At 31.2% G+C, this 17,042-nt stretch carries 17 protein-coding genes and 1 pseudogene; 16 read left to right on the top strand and 2 right to left on the bottom strand.

Annotated features, from left to right (window positions below):
- The first annotated feature begins 70 nt into the window (after positions 1–70).
- The 7 genes from wecB to SD1D_RS06375 all read left to right on the top strand — a co-directional run bounded on the left by wecB (position 71) and on the right by SD1D_RS06375 (position 7,389).
- A complete protein-coding gene (wecB, locus tag SD1D_RS06405; protein WP_058258171.1) occupies positions 71–1,198 on the top strand; it encodes a non-hydrolyzing UDP-N-acetylglucosamine 2-epimerase in 1,128 nt (375 codons plus the stop codon).
- A 218-nt stretch (positions 1,199–1,416) separates the two neighbouring features.
- Complete coding sequence (locus tag SD1D_RS06400) at positions 1,417–2,577, top strand: radical SAM/SPASM domain-containing protein (protein WP_058258170.1); 1,161 nt, start codon at positions 1,417–1,419, stop codon at positions 2,575–2,577.
- Between the two features lie 26 nt (positions 2,578–2,603).
- The gene (locus tag SD1D_RS06395) at positions 2,604–2,810 is read left to right on the top strand and encodes a hypothetical protein (protein WP_058258169.1); all 207 of its coding nucleotides are present in this window, start codon (positions 2,604–2,606) and stop codon (positions 2,808–2,810) included.
- Between the two features lie 157 nt (positions 2,811–2,967).
- Positions 2,968–4,263, top strand: a complete 1,296-nt coding sequence (locus tag SD1D_RS06390; protein ID WP_058258168.1) for a radical SAM/SPASM domain-containing protein — start codon at positions 2,968–2,970, stop codon at positions 4,261–4,263.
- Positions 4,264–4,289: 26 nt separating this feature from the next.
- Positions 4,290–4,949 carry a hypothetical protein gene (locus SD1D_RS06385; RefSeq protein WP_157893105.1) on the top strand — a complete coding sequence of 220 codons (660 nt, stop codon included), beginning with the start codon at positions 4,290–4,292 and terminating at the stop codon, positions 4,947–4,949.
- Entirely contained in the window at positions 4,946–5,638 is a 693-nt protein-coding gene (locus SD1D_RS06380) for a hypothetical protein (protein ID WP_058258166.1), read from the top strand. The genes SD1D_RS06385 and SD1D_RS06380 overlap by 4 nt, the downstream gene beginning before the upstream one ends.
- 59 nt (positions 5,639–5,697) lie before the next feature.
- Entirely contained in the window at positions 5,698–7,389 is a 1,692-nt protein-coding gene (locus SD1D_RS06375; RefSeq protein WP_058258165.1) for a peptidase domain-containing ABC transporter, read from the top strand.
- Between the two features lie 71 nt (positions 7,390–7,460).
- Here the strand turns inward: SD1D_RS06375 and SD1D_RS12665 are convergent.
- Together SD1D_RS12665 and SD1D_RS12815 are read right to left on the bottom strand one after the other, a co-directional pair.
- Positions 7,461–8,285, bottom strand: a pseudogene (locus SD1D_RS12665) (MBL fold metallo-hydrolase).
- 168 nt (positions 8,286–8,453) lie between these two features.
- A complete protein-coding gene (locus tag SD1D_RS12815; RefSeq protein ID WP_408606749.1) occupies positions 8,454–8,774 on the bottom strand; it encodes an MFS transporter in 321 nt (106 codons plus the stop codon).
- Between the two features lie 332 nt (positions 8,775–9,106).
- On the opposite strand from SD1D_RS12815, the gene SD1D_RS06355 reads away from it, so the two are divergent.
- The 9 genes from SD1D_RS06355 (at position 9,107) to SD1D_RS06320 (ending at position 16,858) form a co-directional block, all read left to right on the top strand.
- Positions 9,107–9,472 (top strand): DUF134 domain-containing protein, encoded by a 366-nt coding sequence (locus tag SD1D_RS06355; RefSeq protein ID WP_058258162.1) that lies wholly within the window; start codon positions 9,107–9,109, stop codon positions 9,470–9,472.
- 70 nt (positions 9,473–9,542) lie between these two features.
- Positions 9,543–10,379: an Mrp/NBP35 family ATP-binding protein gene (locus tag SD1D_RS06350; protein ID WP_058258161.1), complete on the top strand. Its 837-nt coding sequence runs from the start codon at positions 9,543–9,545 to the stop codon at positions 10,377–10,379.
- A 7-nt stretch (positions 10,380–10,386) separates the two neighbouring features.
- Entirely contained in the window at positions 10,387–10,857 is a 471-nt protein-coding gene (locus tag SD1D_RS06345; protein WP_058258160.1) for a C-GCAxxG-C-C family protein, read from the top strand.
- 230 nt (positions 10,858–11,087) lie between these two features.
- The gene (gene ygiD, locus SD1D_RS06340) at positions 11,088–11,807 is read left to right on the top strand and encodes a 4,5-DOPA-extradiol-dioxygenase (protein WP_330398657.1); all 720 of its coding nucleotides are present in this window, start codon (positions 11,088–11,090) and stop codon (positions 11,805–11,807) included.
- A gap of 13 nt (positions 11,808–11,820) precedes the next feature.
- Positions 11,821–12,201: a LacI family DNA-binding transcriptional regulator gene (locus SD1D_RS12660; RefSeq protein WP_330398574.1), complete on the top strand. Its 381-nt coding sequence runs from the start codon at positions 11,821–11,823 to the stop codon at positions 12,199–12,201.
- An 85-nt stretch (positions 12,202–12,286) separates the two neighbouring features.
- Positions 12,287–12,838 carry a LacI family DNA-binding transcriptional regulator gene (locus tag SD1D_RS12655; protein WP_330398573.1) on the top strand — a complete coding sequence of 184 codons (552 nt, stop codon included), beginning with the start codon at positions 12,287–12,289 and terminating at the stop codon, positions 12,836–12,838.
- A 141-nt stretch (positions 12,839–12,979) separates the two neighbouring features.
- A complete protein-coding gene (locus tag SD1D_RS06330; protein ID WP_058258159.1) occupies positions 12,980–14,221 on the top strand; it encodes an LCP family protein in 1,242 nt (413 codons plus the stop codon).
- Between the two features lie 354 nt (positions 14,222–14,575).
- Positions 14,576–15,010 (top strand): hypothetical protein, encoded by a 435-nt coding sequence (locus SD1D_RS06325; RefSeq protein WP_157893104.1) that lies wholly within the window; start codon positions 14,576–14,578, stop codon positions 15,008–15,010.
- A 147-nt stretch (positions 15,011–15,157) separates the two neighbouring features.
- A complete protein-coding gene (locus SD1D_RS06320; protein WP_058258157.1) occupies positions 15,158–16,858 on the top strand; it encodes an FAD-dependent oxidoreductase in 1,701 nt (566 codons plus the stop codon).
- The last annotated feature ends 184 nt before the right edge of the window (positions 16,859–17,042 follow it).

Raw genomic sequence — 17,042 nt, 5'->3', positions numbered from 1 at the left:
GAATCGGTAAAAAAATTATATAATTGGGATATTGACATATTAAAGTAATTAACATATTAAAGGAGAAGGCATGAAGGCAATAAAGGTTATGACAGTTGTAGGTACCCGTCCAGAAATAATCAGGTTATCATCAGTAATAAAGAAACTGGAAAATACTACAGCTGTTGAACACTACCTGGTTCATACCGGACAAAATTATGATTATGAATTAAACGATATATTTTTTAATGATCTGCAATTGAAGAAACCGGATTATTATTTAAACGCAGCTACAGGATCGTCAATAGAGACCATAGGTAATATTATATTAAAAATAGAACCAATTCTTGATGAAGTTAGGCCCGATGCATTTTTAATATTAGGTGATACAAATAGTTGTCTATCTGCAATAGCAGCAAAGAAGAAACATATCCCCATATTTCATATGGAAGCCGGTAATAGATGTTTTGATCAAAGGGTTCCTGAAGAAATTAACCGAAAGATTGTAGATCATCTGTCAGATATTAATTTACCTTATAGCAGTATAGCCAGAGAATATCTAATTAACGAAGGAATTAGTGCAGATAGAATTATTAAAATTGGAAGTCCTCTTTATGAGGTTATACATGATAATATGGATAAAATCTTAGCTTCAAAAGTTTTGGAGAAAAACAACCTAAAACCAGAGCAATACTTTTTGGTTTCTTCCCATAGGGAAGAAAATATTGATTCAGATGTTAATTTTTATAGATTTGTTGAATTATTAAATCTTATAGCTAAGACATATAATCTTCCGGTCATAGTCAGTACCCATCCAAGAACTTTTAATAGAATAAAAAATGAAGAAACAGAATTTTCAAAGAATATACAATTATTAAAACCCTTTAGCTTTACAGATTATGTGCAGCTTCAGATAAATGCAAAAGCTGTATTAAGTGATAGTGGCACTATTAGTGAAGAAAGCTCTATTTTAGGTCTTAGGGCTTTAAACATAAGGCAAGCCCATGAACGGCCGGAAGCTATGGAAGAGGCAGCAGTAATGATGGTTGGATATAATAAAGATAGGGTATTGGAAGGATTAGAGATATTAGAAAGACAAAAAACTGATACCATAAAAAAAGTAACAGATTATATGGTTCCAAATGTTTCAGAAAAAGTTTTGCGTATTATTATTTCTTACACAGATTATGTAAATAGAGTAGTTTGGAATAAAGATTAAATTAGATAGCTCCATATGTTTATATAAGAAACATATGGAGCTTATTTTATGTAGAAATAGGAATCTTTGAGACGATAAATAATAAAAATGTAAAAATTTACAAAATTTACAAAATTTACAACAAACAGGTATTTACATTAGATGTAAAATAATGTAAAATACAAATCAAAATTGAAATTTAAAATAGAAAACCAAAAAACCTAATGGAGGAATTTGTGATGAAATTAAAAAGTTTGCAGATAGTTTTAAATATAACACATCAATGTAATTTAAAATGTGATTATTGCTATTATAGTAAAATGATGGATATCAAAAGAGGTAGCATGAGCAAAGAAATATTATCAGAAGTATTTAAGAAACTATCCAAGAGCTCTTATGAAAAACTACATATTTGTTTACATGGTGGTGAACCCTTAACTCAGAATTTAGACTATTTTAATACAATAATTAGTTTACACAAAGAATATTTCAACAATAAAAAAGTGATATATGCCATTCAGACTAACGGAACCTTGATTAATGAAGAGTTTCTTAAGTTTATTTCTAATCATAATAAAGATGGGATAGAAATCAACTTAGGAATTTCAATTGATGGGCCGGAAGTTGTTCATGATAGTTACAGAATAACTGCAGATGGTAGGGGATCCTTTGAAAAAATAATGAGCAATATCTTACTTCTTGATACATATGACATTAAATATGGGGTACTGTCAGTATTAAATGACAAAACATATGAACAAGTAGATGAAGTGTATAATTTCTTTAGATCTTTAAAGAACATGGCATGTCTAGATTTTATTATTCCCCAATATAATAAAGAGTATATGCCTCTTAAAGTAGAGAATTTGTCTAAATTGTATATTTCACTTTTTGAAAAATGGTATTTTGATAAAGAGGTAAACTTTGATGTAAGGGATTTTTCAGCCTTAATTTCCGCTATTGCCGGAGAATATGGACAAGGTGTTTGCTGGATGGTACCAGAGTGTATTAAGAACATTCATCTAATTTCTATTGACATAAAAGGAGATGTTTCCCCTTGTGATAACTATACACATGTTACTCTGGGTAATATTATGGAAAATGAAATATCAGACTTTATGGAAAAAAGCAGGATAAGGAGGATGGCTGCCAAGTATGAAAGTAACAGAATTAGTAAATGCAAATTCTGCAAATGGTACAGCCTATGTAGTGGTGGGTGTCCATTAAATATTAGCCCAGAAAAAAATGAATCAGTATATTGTCTAGAATTAAATAAAATTTTTACTCATATCAATAGTTTAATCCTTTCTGATTTTAAAAAGAAAGAAGAAAATGTAGTTTATAAAGCAAATCCATATGTTGTAAAAATATTTGATAAGGTAAATAAAGCGGTAATATAAGTTCACAATTTGAAAGGAGGCCTTTTATGGAAAATATTATTATATTAAATAAGAAGGCGCTTAAAGAAAGCTTGAATAATGAAATCATGAGCTGTGATAAATGTTATGAGCAGCCATGTCCGGATATGATTTTTCCGTGCAGTGTAAACGATTTCTGTCCTATAGAGTGTGAAATTCCCTTCTGTGGGTCTAGTGATGTAGGTTGGAAGTTGGGATGGTCAAAGAGCTTTTAATATGAATTAGGATAATAAATTAAGATATAAATAATAAATAATGCTGTAATATTTACATACCTTAAATCCTAAAATGAATTATATTACCGCTTTATTATATAGATTTGCAAATTAGTATTTATTAATTTAATATAAGAAAATTTTATAGGAGGATAAAATGGAACAATTATCAAAAATATATAGTTTTGAAAGTGATAAAAATCAATATATATATTCCGGGTATACAGGCCTGTTAATCGAAAATAATAGTCGTATCAGGGACTTCCTTTTTAATAATAAGGAAGATAATGAGCTTAAGAATTATATTTATGGTAATACTTCTAAAAATAAACAAATGCCTTATGAAAGTTTTTTAAGTTCAATTACAGTTTTTTGTACAAACTTTTGTAATTTATCATGTAGTTACTGTTATCATAAGGAAAATAATTTTACATTCAGCGAAAATATGAATGTAGGATTATTTATAGAAACAGTAGAATATATGTTGCAAAATATGAAATATGGAGAATATGTTAATATATTCTTTTTTGGGGGAGAACCCTTGCTGAACTTTTCCTTTATTAAGGAGTCTGTTTCCTTATTAGAGAATTTAGAAGAAAAATACTCCACTAAGTTTACATATTCTTTAACCACCAATGGTACTGTTTTTAGAGATGAAATAATTGATTTTATATTAGAAAAGCAAATAGGACTGATGATTAGTATTGACGGTAAAAAGGAAGTACATGATAAAACCCGTAAATTCATAAATGGTAAGGGTTCCTATGATACCATAATAAAAAATGTCCAAGAAATCAGTAAATATATGAGAGTTCCAGCCAGAGTTACAATAACAGATCTTAATACGGATTTAATAGAATTATATGAAGAATTAATAGAAAAAGGTTTTAGCAGCGTTACTATAGCCGTAGTATCTACAAAGGATAATAAGTTTGACTTTGAGGCTGAAAAGGAAACACTTTCAATTAGATTAAGAGAAATGGCTGACTACACTTTCAAGAAACTATCAAATAAGGAACTGATTCCTTTTACAAACTACGCTAATTCCTTAAAGAAAATACATAAAGGATTAAAAAGTTATCATCCCTGTTCTTCTCTCAAAGGAAGTTATACTTTATCAGCTAAAGGTGATTTTTATTTGTGCCATAGATTTAATAATCTAGATGAGTATACTTTTGGAAATTTTGCTAATGGGTTAGATAAGAAGCGAGTAGAGGATTTTGTTATAAATCATTCTATTGTTAACAGGAATAACAGTTGCAGTAATTGTTGGGCAGCCAGTTTATGTGGAGGACTTTGTTATCATGCAGCTTATACAGAAAATAACAATACAAGGGATATTAATAATCTAGAATGTTTCTTTAATAAAGAAGTTATTAAAAACTCCCTCTATATATACTCATTACTAGATGAAGAAATAAGAGAGACCATAGATAATTGGGAAAGAGGGTGATTGCCATGACTAGGAAGGTTGATAACATGGAGAGAATAATAAGGGAAATTTTGCAGTCTATGACCAAAGAGGGACAGCTTCCTTTTAGACTTATTATAGGAAATAAGAAAGAAGAGCTTTTGCCATATTATGATCAAATCAAGGATATTAGGATGGATAATAGTAATATAGAAAATAGATATATTGCAGTACTTGCAGTTGATAATGACACTGGATTATTTTATGGAGGAATTTCTTTTATCTTCTTTCTTGGAGATTATGATAATATTCAATTTTGGAAAAGGGATAATGAGAAAGGTATCTTAAAAAAAGTAACATTAAAAAATATAATGCCAAAAAATTATGATATGGCAATGACCATGGGATATAGCCTTACTAGTGATACTAAAAATGTTAAGATTAAATATTTTATGATAAATGGATTGATAAAGATAGTGAAGGAAGTTCTTAAACTACAGCCCTTCGTATTTTTTGAAAGCACAGGAAACTTTAGGATGAACCACAAAATAATGTCCTATGATTTCATAAATATCAACAATATTATTCCTGAGGAGCTAATAGGTAATATAGGCGTAACCAGACTTGAGTCTAAAGCAGTAGATAAATTTGCAAAATTAATGGGGTTTAAAGAGATGAGAGATTATTATAATTTAAGAACACTGGGAAAGGTATTTGTATCGGGATGAATGATATAGATAAAATGGATATCCGAATATATAGTGTTGCTGTAAAAGATGATAATTACATATTAAAGAATATAACTGAAATTTATAAGAGTTTTAAAAGAATAGTAGGATACTCTTTCATACAAGTAAGAGAATTCGTTTCAATGGATAAAATACCTGAGCTTTTTATTTATGACAGGGAAAGCACATTACAGATTATGAAGGATCTATCCTTAGAAAACTGGGTGAAAGCATTTTCTGCAGAAGGAAAGATACATCTACTGTCTGGCTTTTTTAAAAGTAGACGCCAGCTTGACATTTTAAATCATGAAATGTTTCATTGTGGAGTATATCAATGTACGAAAAATGAACCCTTAATTCCAAAATGGTTTAATGAGGCAATTGCATATTATATCAGTAATAATTCACGGATAGATAAGATGCTGTCTAAGGAGATAATTGCTATACCTTTTGATAAATTGAAATTATGGTTAAAAAAAGATTTGCTAATAGAAAAATGCAGTCTGGCTTATGAAATAATTAAAAGTATAGGGAATCATTTCTGTAATATATATCAAGCTGCTACAGTAAAGGATATTGTTTATGATACATGGATAAAGAAGGACTTTGACAGGGCATTTATAAAGCATACCTCCTTTACTATAGATGATTTTTTAGAAAAATGGCTTAATAAGCTTATATTAAGTTAGTAAGATTACTTTTAACTGGATAAAGTGGATGAGGTTCTTGAAGGAAAAGGGGTTGTAAAATGGGTGTTTTTTTTAAGAGGGTAATTGCCATATTAAAGTATTATATACCCTTGCAAGCTATGGGACTTATATTTTCTATTTTGCTAGCAATCTCAGAAATAGCAAGTCCCATGGTCTCAAAGTATTGTATAGATGAAGTAATACCGGGAAATTCTATGGAGAAGCTTTATCTTGGCATCGGAGTTTTTGTGATTGTCTGTACTATGCAGCCTATACTGGGATATTTATGTGGAATGATTTTTTTAAGGCTTAAGGAAAAGATTTCATTAAATTTAAAAAACCAAGTTTTTTCAAAAATAGTACATGCTCCAATCAACTTCTACGATAAAACCTATGAAGGACATATAATTTCTAGAATATTAAACGATGGTAATGCTGCCGCTAGTTTTCTGTCAAGTTTTATGACAGGATTTCTACAAAATCTTATTTTACTTATCATGATTATAGCAGCTATGCTTTATCTATCTGTAAAAATAACTGTGATTGTTCTTACATTTTTCATTATTTATTATATTATTTATTATTTAGTAAGTAGAAGATTTAGAAATTTATCTATGATATTGCAGAAGAACTATGATATGGAATGTACTGCAATTACTCAGACTATAAATTCTATAGATACTTTAAAATCATATATGTTGGAAGAAGAGAAGATTAGTCATTATAATGAACTGCTGAAAAAATGCTATAAGGACAATATAAAAATCGGAACACTTTCAATGTTAGTAAACAACCTAACAAGTATTGTACGTATTATTTCTCTGAGTCTTATATATGGAATTGGTAGTATTTCGGTTATGAAAGGTGAAAGCTCTGTTGGGGATATTATTGCCATCGGTCTTTATTTTCAGATGTTTACTGGCCCCTTTATGGGGCTATTGCAAAATGCAACCAATATTCAAAAAAACATACCAATTTTTGACCGTTTATATGAATATCTTAACATGAAGACAGAAAAATTAGACCAAGAAGAAGGAGGGCGACTAGAGGGAGATATTATATTAGATAATATTTCTTTTTCTTATGAGAAGGATTCCTATGCCCTTAAAAATATAAATATGAAGATAAAAAGCAGGACAATTACAGCTATTACAGGGACATCTGGGTCTGGTAAAAGCAGCTTGATAAAAATTATTGCCGGATTTTACAATAATTTTACCGGGCAAATAATATTTAGTGGCAGAAATATGAAAGAAATGTGCCTAAAAGATATTAGAAGAAATATTGGATATGTTTCTCAAAATGTAGAACTTTTTAATATTAGCCTTAAGGATAATATAAGATGTGGTGATAAAAAAGTATCTGATAAAGATATTATTAATATCTGTAGAAGGTTGCAAATCCATGATAAGATTATAAGTCTTCCCAAAGGATATGAGAGTATTGTTAACGAAAGGATTAATTTATCCGGTGGTGAAATACAAAGGATTGGTATTGCAAGAGCCTTGATTAAAAAGCCATCCATATTGATATTGGATGAGCCTACAGCTTCCTTGGATACCGATAATGAAGCAGCAGTAGCAGAAATTTTACAGGAAATAAAAAAAGAATGTACAGTTATTGTTGTATCCCACAGACATTCAACTATTGAAATGGCAGATAAGGTGATTACTTTACATAAAGGGGAAGTTTATGAAGAAAAACCTTTCTATGAAAATCTGAGTAAAGATCATGTGGAGGCAATTATTTGATATAAAAAAACTCTTTCTAATCCTGTGTTGTATATCACATGATTAGAAAGAGTGGTTTTTAATGTAAAAAATTAAGCATCACAACGGTACCAAAGTTCTGCGGCACCCAGTCTTGCAACTACCCCTTTACGTATTCCTACTTCTTCATATTGTCCAACAATTGAACCTTCAAGAATACCGGTGGCAAGATCTAGGTAATCCTTTACGATTCCCTTATCTATTAATCCTCCGTCGTGGCCAATTGCAAGTTTGTCAAACTCCTCTTGGCGATTCCAAATCTTTGCTATACTATCTCTATAAATAGCCAGATCTTTTTCAGTACCTTCAGGTTTATTAGGTATAATAATTCCTATATTTACAGTATCTCCACTATATAGAATTCGATTTGCTTTATCTAAAAAGCAAACAGATCCCGGAGAGTGACCTGGAGTATGAAGGGCTTCTATGATACGTCCACCTAGGTCCCATGTATCGCCGTCTTTAATGGGCTTATATTGGAAAAAGGGATAATCTTCATCGGAAACCATAGCGGTAAGTGCTTCTACATGACCTTCGCCGGGAAAACGAACAGGTACACGGGTTTCAATGTACCATTTTATCATATCTGTTTTATTAAAATGCTCTCTGGCAATACTTTAATCATCGGGATGCATATAGCAACTATCTATAGTAAACATTCCGCCACAATGATCTAAATGTCCATGGGTAAGTAGTACTTCAACAGGTAAATCTGTTAATTCTCTAACTTCATCTAAAACATTACCAATACCGCAACCGGTATCAATTAGTACCGCCTTCTTTTCGCCAACTACAAGGAAATAATTATCTAAATAATAATCACTAATAAGCCAGGTATTATCAGAGATTAGTGTTACTTCTTTTTTTATTGATTTCATTTTTGTCACCTTTCTTTTATATTAATCCCTTAGTCCTAGAAATAAAATTCTAGGACTAAGGAAAAAGGGGGATAGGAGTGGGAGGTTAGAAATTATTTCTTATCAATGTTTTCTTGACTTTGTTTATTAACAAATGCACTGATTTCTTTCATTTTTTCATCACTGATATTATAAATTAAGAAGAAGCAAATAAAGATTAATATACAACCGATAGCAGGTAGAACACATTAGGGGAGCAATTGTAGTAGTAATTACATTTGCACCTAGTGAACCGACACTTCTAGCGTTAGAAAGCTCTGTTCTTTGTATTTGATTGGATGTCATGGAGTTTACCATTGCACCATAAGGTACGTTTATAAAGGTTCCTACAATACCCCAGATAAAATAAATTCCTAAACAGTAGGCTATTTTAAACCAATAGGGTGCTGAAGCTATATTTAAGAATAAAATAATTGTTGAAATTCCATATGGGATAGCAAACCATAGAATATAGGGTTTAAAGTCAACATAATTTTGTTTTATTCGACATAAAAATTATGCAAAGTAATAGGATGAAAAAGCCTAAATAATTAGTTAAAAAGGTAAACTTTATCAATAATATACTATCCATAAGAAAGAAGCATAAAATGGCTATATTTTTTGCACAAAATCTATGATCAATTATGTATGAGAAAATGGTTATAAATAAAAATAGGTATTGACATATGTCATAAATACAGAGTAATATAGGTGACATAATTAAAGATAAGTTATTTACATAGAATTAGAGTTAGCCGGAATGCTTTTCGACTATATATGTTGTGAAAAGAGGTGATAAGTATATGCCAAGACCTATGAAATTAAGAAGAGTATGTTGTTTGCCTGAAAGAAAGAGATTTGGGCCCCTAGATTCAAACACATATGATGAAAATCATGTTAAGATGACAGTTGACGAATATGAAGCAATACGACTTATTGATTTAGAAGGTTTCACACAAGAAGAATGTGCAAAGCAAATGAATGTTGCCAGAACTACCGTTCAAAGTATATATAGCGAAGCCAGAAGAAAGCTGGCCAAAGTTTTGGTTAACGGTAAAATGCTTTTAATTGAAGGTGGAGTATATCGCCTTTGTGATGAATTAGGAAGTGGTTGTGGAAGAGGCTGCCGTAGAAACAGACAAGAAGACTTTAATGACATGAAAAGTTAGCATATTTTCAAGCAAGGTAGTATAAAATCATGAAAACTTAAGATGACATTAAGATAAAGGAGTTTATATTATGAGTGAAAATTGTAATCAAAGTTGTAACACTTGCTCCAAGGACTGTGCCGAGAGAAGGGAAAATAAAAATGATTTCTCCGAGAAACCACATGAAATGAGCAAGATTAAAAAAGTTATTGGTATTGTAAGTGGTAAAGGAGGAGTAGGCAAGTCCATGGTAACCTCCATGCTTGCAGTTACCATGAATAGATTGGGTTACCACACTGCAATCCTTGATGGGGATATAACAGGTCCGTCAATTCCAAAAGCATTTGGAATAAAGGAGAAAGCCAGGGGCAGTGAACTTGGCATGTTCCCGGTTAAAAGTAAGACTGGTATTGACATAATGTCAATCAATCTCCTATTAGAAAATGATACGGATCCCGTTGTATGGAGAGGGCCTGTTATTGGCAATGTAGTAAAGCAGTTTTGGACAGATGTTATCTGGAATGATGTTGATTTTATGTTTATTGATATGCCTCCGGGTACCGGTGATGTTCCCCTTACTGTATTTCAATCTATTGCTGTTGATGGAATTATTGTTGTTACCTCACCTCAAGAGTTGGTATCCATGATTGTTTCAAAAGCAGTCAAGATGGCTGAAATGATGAACATCCCCATTATTGGATTGGTAGAAAACATGTCATATTTTCAATGTCCTGATTGTGGTAAGGAGCATAAGATTTTTGGCAACAGTAATATTGATGAAATTGCAAAAAAGCACGATTTAAAAGTGCTTGCTAAACTGCCGATAAATCCGAAGATTGCAGCTGCAGCTGATAAAGGTATGATTGAACTTTTTGATGGTGATTGGTTTGAGGCTGTGGCTAAAATACTTGAAGAAAAATTGAGGTAGATAACCTATGAGTACACATTCAGAATATGCCAAAGAATTATTTCTAAAGGGTTATAATTGTTCACAAGCTGTTTTTGCTGCTTTTTGTGATGAAACAAGAGTGGACACTGAAACTGCCTTAAAAATAGCCTCTTCTTTCGGAGGCGGCATGGGTAGACTAAGAGAAGTATGCGGAGCCGTATCCGGAATGTTTATGGTTGCCGGTATGAAAAATGGTTATATAGATCCTTCTGATAGAAAAGCAAAATCAGAACATTATAAGCTTATTCAGGATTTAGCCAAGGAATTTGAAAAGGAAAACGGATCCATTGTATGTAGAGAACTGTTGGGTCTTTCTATAAAGAAGGATAATTATGAACCTGAGGAAAGAAACCAGATTTATTATAAAAAGCGTCCCTGTTCAGAGCTTGTTTGGCAAGCTGCCAAAATACTTGACGATTATTTTAAAAAAATTGAAACCACCGATTCTGAAAAATAGCAATTGTCTTATAAGCAATAGCCGTCTATTCAAGTTTTATTTGAGTAGCCGGCTTTTTTTTATTATGTGTTTGGCAAAGTTTGCATATTTATAAGTAAATTGGAGATATCTAGTTATTTAAAGATAGTTTATTTGAAAGGATTGAAATATTTTATGTCAAAGATGCCGGTGATTTTTGTAGGACACGGATCTCCAATGAATGCCATTGAAGATAACGATTACTCAAGAAACTGGGAAAAATTGCAAAAAGTATACCAAAACCAGAAGCAATAGTATCCATATCAGCCCATTGGTTTACAAAGGGTACAAAGATTATGAACGAAAAAGCCCCTAAAACCATATATGATATGTATGGCTTTCCAAAGGAATTGTATGAAATTATATACAATTCACCGGGTTCCCCAAGTATTGCTAAAGAAGCCAAAGAGCTAATTTCAAGGGAAACTGAATATGATAACTCTTGGGGAATTGACCATGGAACATGGTCGGTATTAGTTCATATGTATCCAGACAAGGATATACCGGTATTTCAGATTAGTATTGACGGATATGCTCCTGCAGAAATACATTATAGTATAGGTAAAGAATTAAAATCTTTAAGAGAAAAAGGCGTTCTTATATTTGGCACAGGGAATATAGTTCATAATTTAAGATTGGTCGATTGGCATATGGGAAGTAAGGGATTTGATTGGGCCTATGAATTTGATGATTTTATATATGAGAATATTATGAGCAAGGATTATAATAATATTTTAAAATATAATGAAATCTGTAATGCTTCACAGCATGCAGTGCCGACACCGGATCATTTTTATCCATTATTATATATATTAGGAGCTTCGGATAAAGAAGATAAGGTGACGGTGTTTAATAAATCCTGTGAACTAATGAAATCCGGAATTAATAAGAGAAAAAAATTTAAATGTGAGCTAAATATTAAAGAAAGGTAAAGGATGATATATAATGGAAGTTACTACGATAAAGGATATAGCCAGAATCTGTGGAGTTGGTGTTAGTACAGTTTCTCGTGCTATCAATAATCATCCCGATATAAATGAAGATACAAAGAAGTTAATATTAAAGACTATAAAAGAACATAACTATATACCAAATAACAGTGCTCGGAATTTAAATCGTTTAGAATCCAATACAATTGCAGTTTTGATAAAAGGTATTACGAATCCTTTCTTTAATTCCATGTTGAAGGTATTTGAAAAAGAAATTCATAAGAAAAAATATTCCTTTCTATTACACCGTGTCGAAGAACAAGAGGATGAAGTAGATGTAGCTTTAGAACTTGAGAAGGAGAAAAGACTTAAAGGTATTATTTTTCTCATTCGGTAGAAAAGTTAAATCAGATGAAAGTACCTTTTGTCCTTAGTACAGGAGGAATTTCGGAAGTTATGGATAAAAAAACTGCTCCTATGTTATGGTAGATGACGTCCAAGAAAGTTATCGTATGGTGGATTATCTTTGCAAGCTAGGTCATAAGAAAATTGCTATAATTACTACACCTCCCTCGGAAGAGAGTATTGGTAAATTGCGATTGGAAGGTTATAAAAAAGCCTTAAAAGATAATCAACTTTCCATTGATAGCAGGCGAATACTTTATAATGACGATGAAAGTCTCGATTCATTTTCCATGAAATATGGTTATGAAGCAGCCAAAAAACTTCTAGAATCAGATGTTGAATTTACAGCTGTTTTTGCAATTTCTGATAGTATAGCGGTTGGTGCATGTAAGGCTATTTTTGAAAAGGGAAAAAGGATACCAGAGGATTATTCTATTGCCGGATATGATGGTATTGATATTACATTTTACTATCATCCTTCCATTACAACTATACGTCAGCCGACCATAGAAATGGCAGAAGAAACTATTCGAATTCTTTTTGAGACAATTGAAGATAGCTCCTATAAGGAAGGAAAGATTTTTACAGCAGATTTAATTGTGGGAAATTCGACTAAGAGGATAAGATAAAATTATATTGTGAAAAATACATGATGAGGAAAAAGGTACTATTTTAACTTGGGGGATTGTGGTTTTTTTGAAACAGCAGTATAATTATGGGAGGGTAAATTAAATAATGTAAAAGAATATCATATGTAGGGTGGAATACAGATGAACATATTAAATGATACCGAGCAACTTCCTGTAATACCAGTTGATAGTACTGACTTATACAATGTAGAGTTAGAATATTTAGAAGATGAACTATCTAACTCTTTATCGGAGCAGGTTAATGAGGTTCTAAACAAAACCGATGACAATATCAGCCCAAAAGTCAATAATAAAATGAGAATTTTGTTGATAACTGCAGTTGGATTAATTGCAGTATTGGCATGCCTAATATTGTTAATTGTAACTGAAAGTGGGCGAAAGGTATTTTATAAAGCTGCCAGTAATTATATCTATGATTCGGTAAATAAAGAAAGTAATTCCATGCAGGAATCGACTGAGAATCAAAATCAAACAACCGATGGTGAAGATACTATAGAAAATGGTATTGATAATGATAATACTGATTATAAATACAGACATGAATCATATGTGAATAACTATTTGGTAATTGGCATTGAAGAATTTGGTAATGCAAAAAACACCGATACCATGATACTTGTCTCTATAAACACAAAAGATCGTACTATTAAACTTACGTCCTTTCTTAGAGATATATATATAGAATCACTGGGTAAGAAAAAATTAAATGCTTTTTATTCTGAAGGAGGCCCAGAGTACTTAGTAAATATATTAGAGAGTACTTTTAAAATACATATAGATGGTTATGCCTCTGTTAACTTTGAATCATTTGAGTATATTATTGATAGGCTCGGAGGAATAACAATAGAACTAGGTAAAGAAGAAGCAGAATATTTAAATAAAAAAAATTATATATCAAACCCAATATACCGAAATGTTGTACCGGGAATTAATCAATTAAATGGTAATCAGGCATTAGGTTATTGTAGAATCCGCAAGGTAAAGACTCTTGGGGGAGCTAATGATGATTATGGAAGAACTTTACGTCAACGTCGAGTGTTAAATGCGGTATTTGAAAAATATAAATCCCAAAGTATTTTTAAATTACTACCTATTATGAAGGAGTGTTTGGGATATGTAAACACTAATTTAGAGAAAGGACAAATTGAAAAGATTTTAGAAACTGTTATCGAAAATAAAATTACAACCATGAATAACTTTAGAATACCGGTTGATGGTTTATTTGAAGCCCCAAAAAAATATAATGGTGTAAAATACCCCTTGGTATTGGATTTAGAAAAAAATATTATGGAATTATATAAGTTTATCTATTTGGATACAGATTATGAGGCGGAAGAAGCCTTGAAAAAATACAATAACTAATTATTTAGATAAATAATTCCATACTTAAAAAGCCGTCCATTCGATAAAATCGTAATGGACGGCTTTTGTGATAGAAAAATATTGCAGTTTATAGAAGAATATGTAATATCTACTTGTTTTTTGATTGCAAATAATATACAATTACTAATGACATATATTTACATACGATCAAAATAGATAAATGAAGGTGATTTCCATGGGATAAGGAGAAAAAATGAAAAAATAAAAATGATAAAGCAGTTATTATATTACTTTGCTTTTATCATTATAATTATATTTTTTGTAGGGTATAAAAAAATTAATGATAGCTCTAAATTAAAAACCACATATATAAATCCCTCATATATGATTAATATGAATATACCTGAAGAGCTTGTTGCTATATCAACTAATGTTTTTGTAGGATATGTAGAGGGACTTATAGATACATATTATATGTCCTCTATTCCTTATACCCGTTATAAAATAAGAGTAGTAAAAAATATTAAAGGAGAAATAGCTCTTGATTCTACAATAAATTTAAATAAAGAAGGTGGGATTTCAGAGGATGGTTCAAGGTACATCCTTATAAAAAATGATTACCTTCCAAGTGTAGGTAATTATTATATATTTTGCACAAGAGAAAATCTTACAGATAAATCTTATACAGCTTCAGGAATCAATACAAATATTTTAATAGATAAAATAAATTTAGAAAATGAGTATGAAAAAATCAATAAATCATCTGTTTATAATAGGTATGTAAAAGCCGTTGAAAATCAAGTAGAAATAGATATTGATATAAAATAGTCTTATTGATTAATCTTATTGATAATATGTTATTATTATATATAATGTGACATGGTCACTTATAAAAGTATAGATTATTCTATAATAAAAAAACAAGTAAGATGATGATTAACTAGCAAGAAAATAATAGACTAAGGAGGAGTATTTATGGGAAGAAAAATATTAATTGTTGGAGGGGTTGCCGGCGGAGCATCTGCGGCTGCCAGGCTTAGGAGAAATAACGAAGATGATCAAATTATTATGTTTGAAAGGGGACCCCACATTTCATTTTCAAACTGTTCCCTTCCTTATCATTTAAGTGGTATTGTTAAAGAAGCAGATAATTTGGTATTAATGAAACCGGAACTGTTTTTAAAGCAGTATAATATAGAGGCAAGAATTAACAGTGAGGTAATTGCTATTAATAGAGATGATAAGACTGTAACCGTAAGAAAAACTGATACTGATGAAGAGTATACAGAAAGCTATGATAAATTGATTTTATCACCGGGAGCTAGACCTATTGCTCCTAAACTGCCGGGTATGGAAAAAGTTAATATATTCACTGTGAGAAATGTTGTTGACATTGATAATCTAAATAAATTTATAAAAAATATGAAGACTAAGGATGTTGCAGTTATAGGTGGTGGCTTTATTGGAGTTGAAGTGGCTGAGAATTTAAGGCTTGGAGGTTATAATGTAACACTTATTGAAGCAAGCAATCAGATATTAAGACCATATGATTATGATATGGTACAGATTTTCCATAAAGTAATGTTAGATAATAAGGTTAATCTAATTTTAGGGGATAAAGTAGAAAAGTTTGAAGAAGATAAGGTGATATTGGCTTCCGGAAAAACTATAAGGGCCGGGGCTGTGGTAATGGCAGTAGGTGTATCACCAGAAATAAACCTAGCAAAGGAGTCCGGTCTTAAGATAGGAAAAACCGGGGCCATTAAGGTTGATAAAAATTACCTTACCGATGATACAGACATTTATGCAATCGGAGATGCAATAGAAGTATATAATGCCTTAACTCATACCATGACGAAACTATCCTTAGCCGGTCCTGCATTAAAACAAGCAAGAGCAGTGGCTGATCATATTAATAACAAAACTACAGTTAACAAAGGGTATATTGGTTCAACAGCCATAAAAGTATTCGATTACAACGGAGCTACAACGGGATTAAATGAATCCTTAATTAAGGATCTTAATATGAACATTAATTATGATATTGTCAGATTAATTTTATCCGATAAGGTAGGACTTATGCCTGATGCTGCCCCTATGCATTTTAAATTGCTGTTTGAAGTGCCTACCGGTAGAATTTTAGGGGCCCAAGCAATCGGCAAAGGGGATGTTACTAAACGTATCGATATTATTGCAACTGCAATTAAGTTTGCCGGTACAGTTTATGATTTAAAGGATTTGGAACTTAGTTATGCACCGCCATTTTCAACAGCAAAGGATATAGTAAATTATGCAGGATATATAGGCTCCAATTTATTAAATGGGGATTATAAGCAAGTGAATGTAGACAAGGTTAGAGAACTTGTTGAAAATAATAATATTATTATTGATGTTAGGGAAGTGCATGAATTTGAAAAAGGCCATATAAAAGGTGCAATCAATATTCCCTTAAGCCAGCTTAGAAATAGAATTGACGAAATTCCAAAAGATAAGCCGATATATTTGCATTGTAGAACCGGGCAGCGCAGTTATAATGCTGTCTTAGCTCTGCAACATATGGGCTATGATAAGGTTTATAATATAACCGGAAGTTTTTTAGGAGTTTGCTTATATGAGTACTATAATGATATAGTCAGTGGAAGAGAAAGTATTGTAACTGAATATAATTTCAAGTAGCAGAAAATTAGATATAGCAAGGTATTATGGAATAAAACCAAATAATTAAATTAATATAGAAAAAATCGCCACATATATATTATCTATGTGGCGGTTTTTGTCTTTATTCTTAATAAATAAATGAATTATCAGTTTTAGAACTTTCTATACTTTGAAGAGACCTTAATTGATATTATCCAAAATA

Origin of the sequence: Herbinix luporum, assembly GCF_900070325.1 — a bacterium.
Lineage (GTDB): Bacteria > Bacillota > Clostridia > Lachnospirales > Lachnospiraceae > Mobilitalea > Mobilitalea luporum.
The sequence above is the reverse complement of the archived record's forward strand: the minus strand, read 5'-3'. Positions and strand labels throughout refer to the sequence as shown.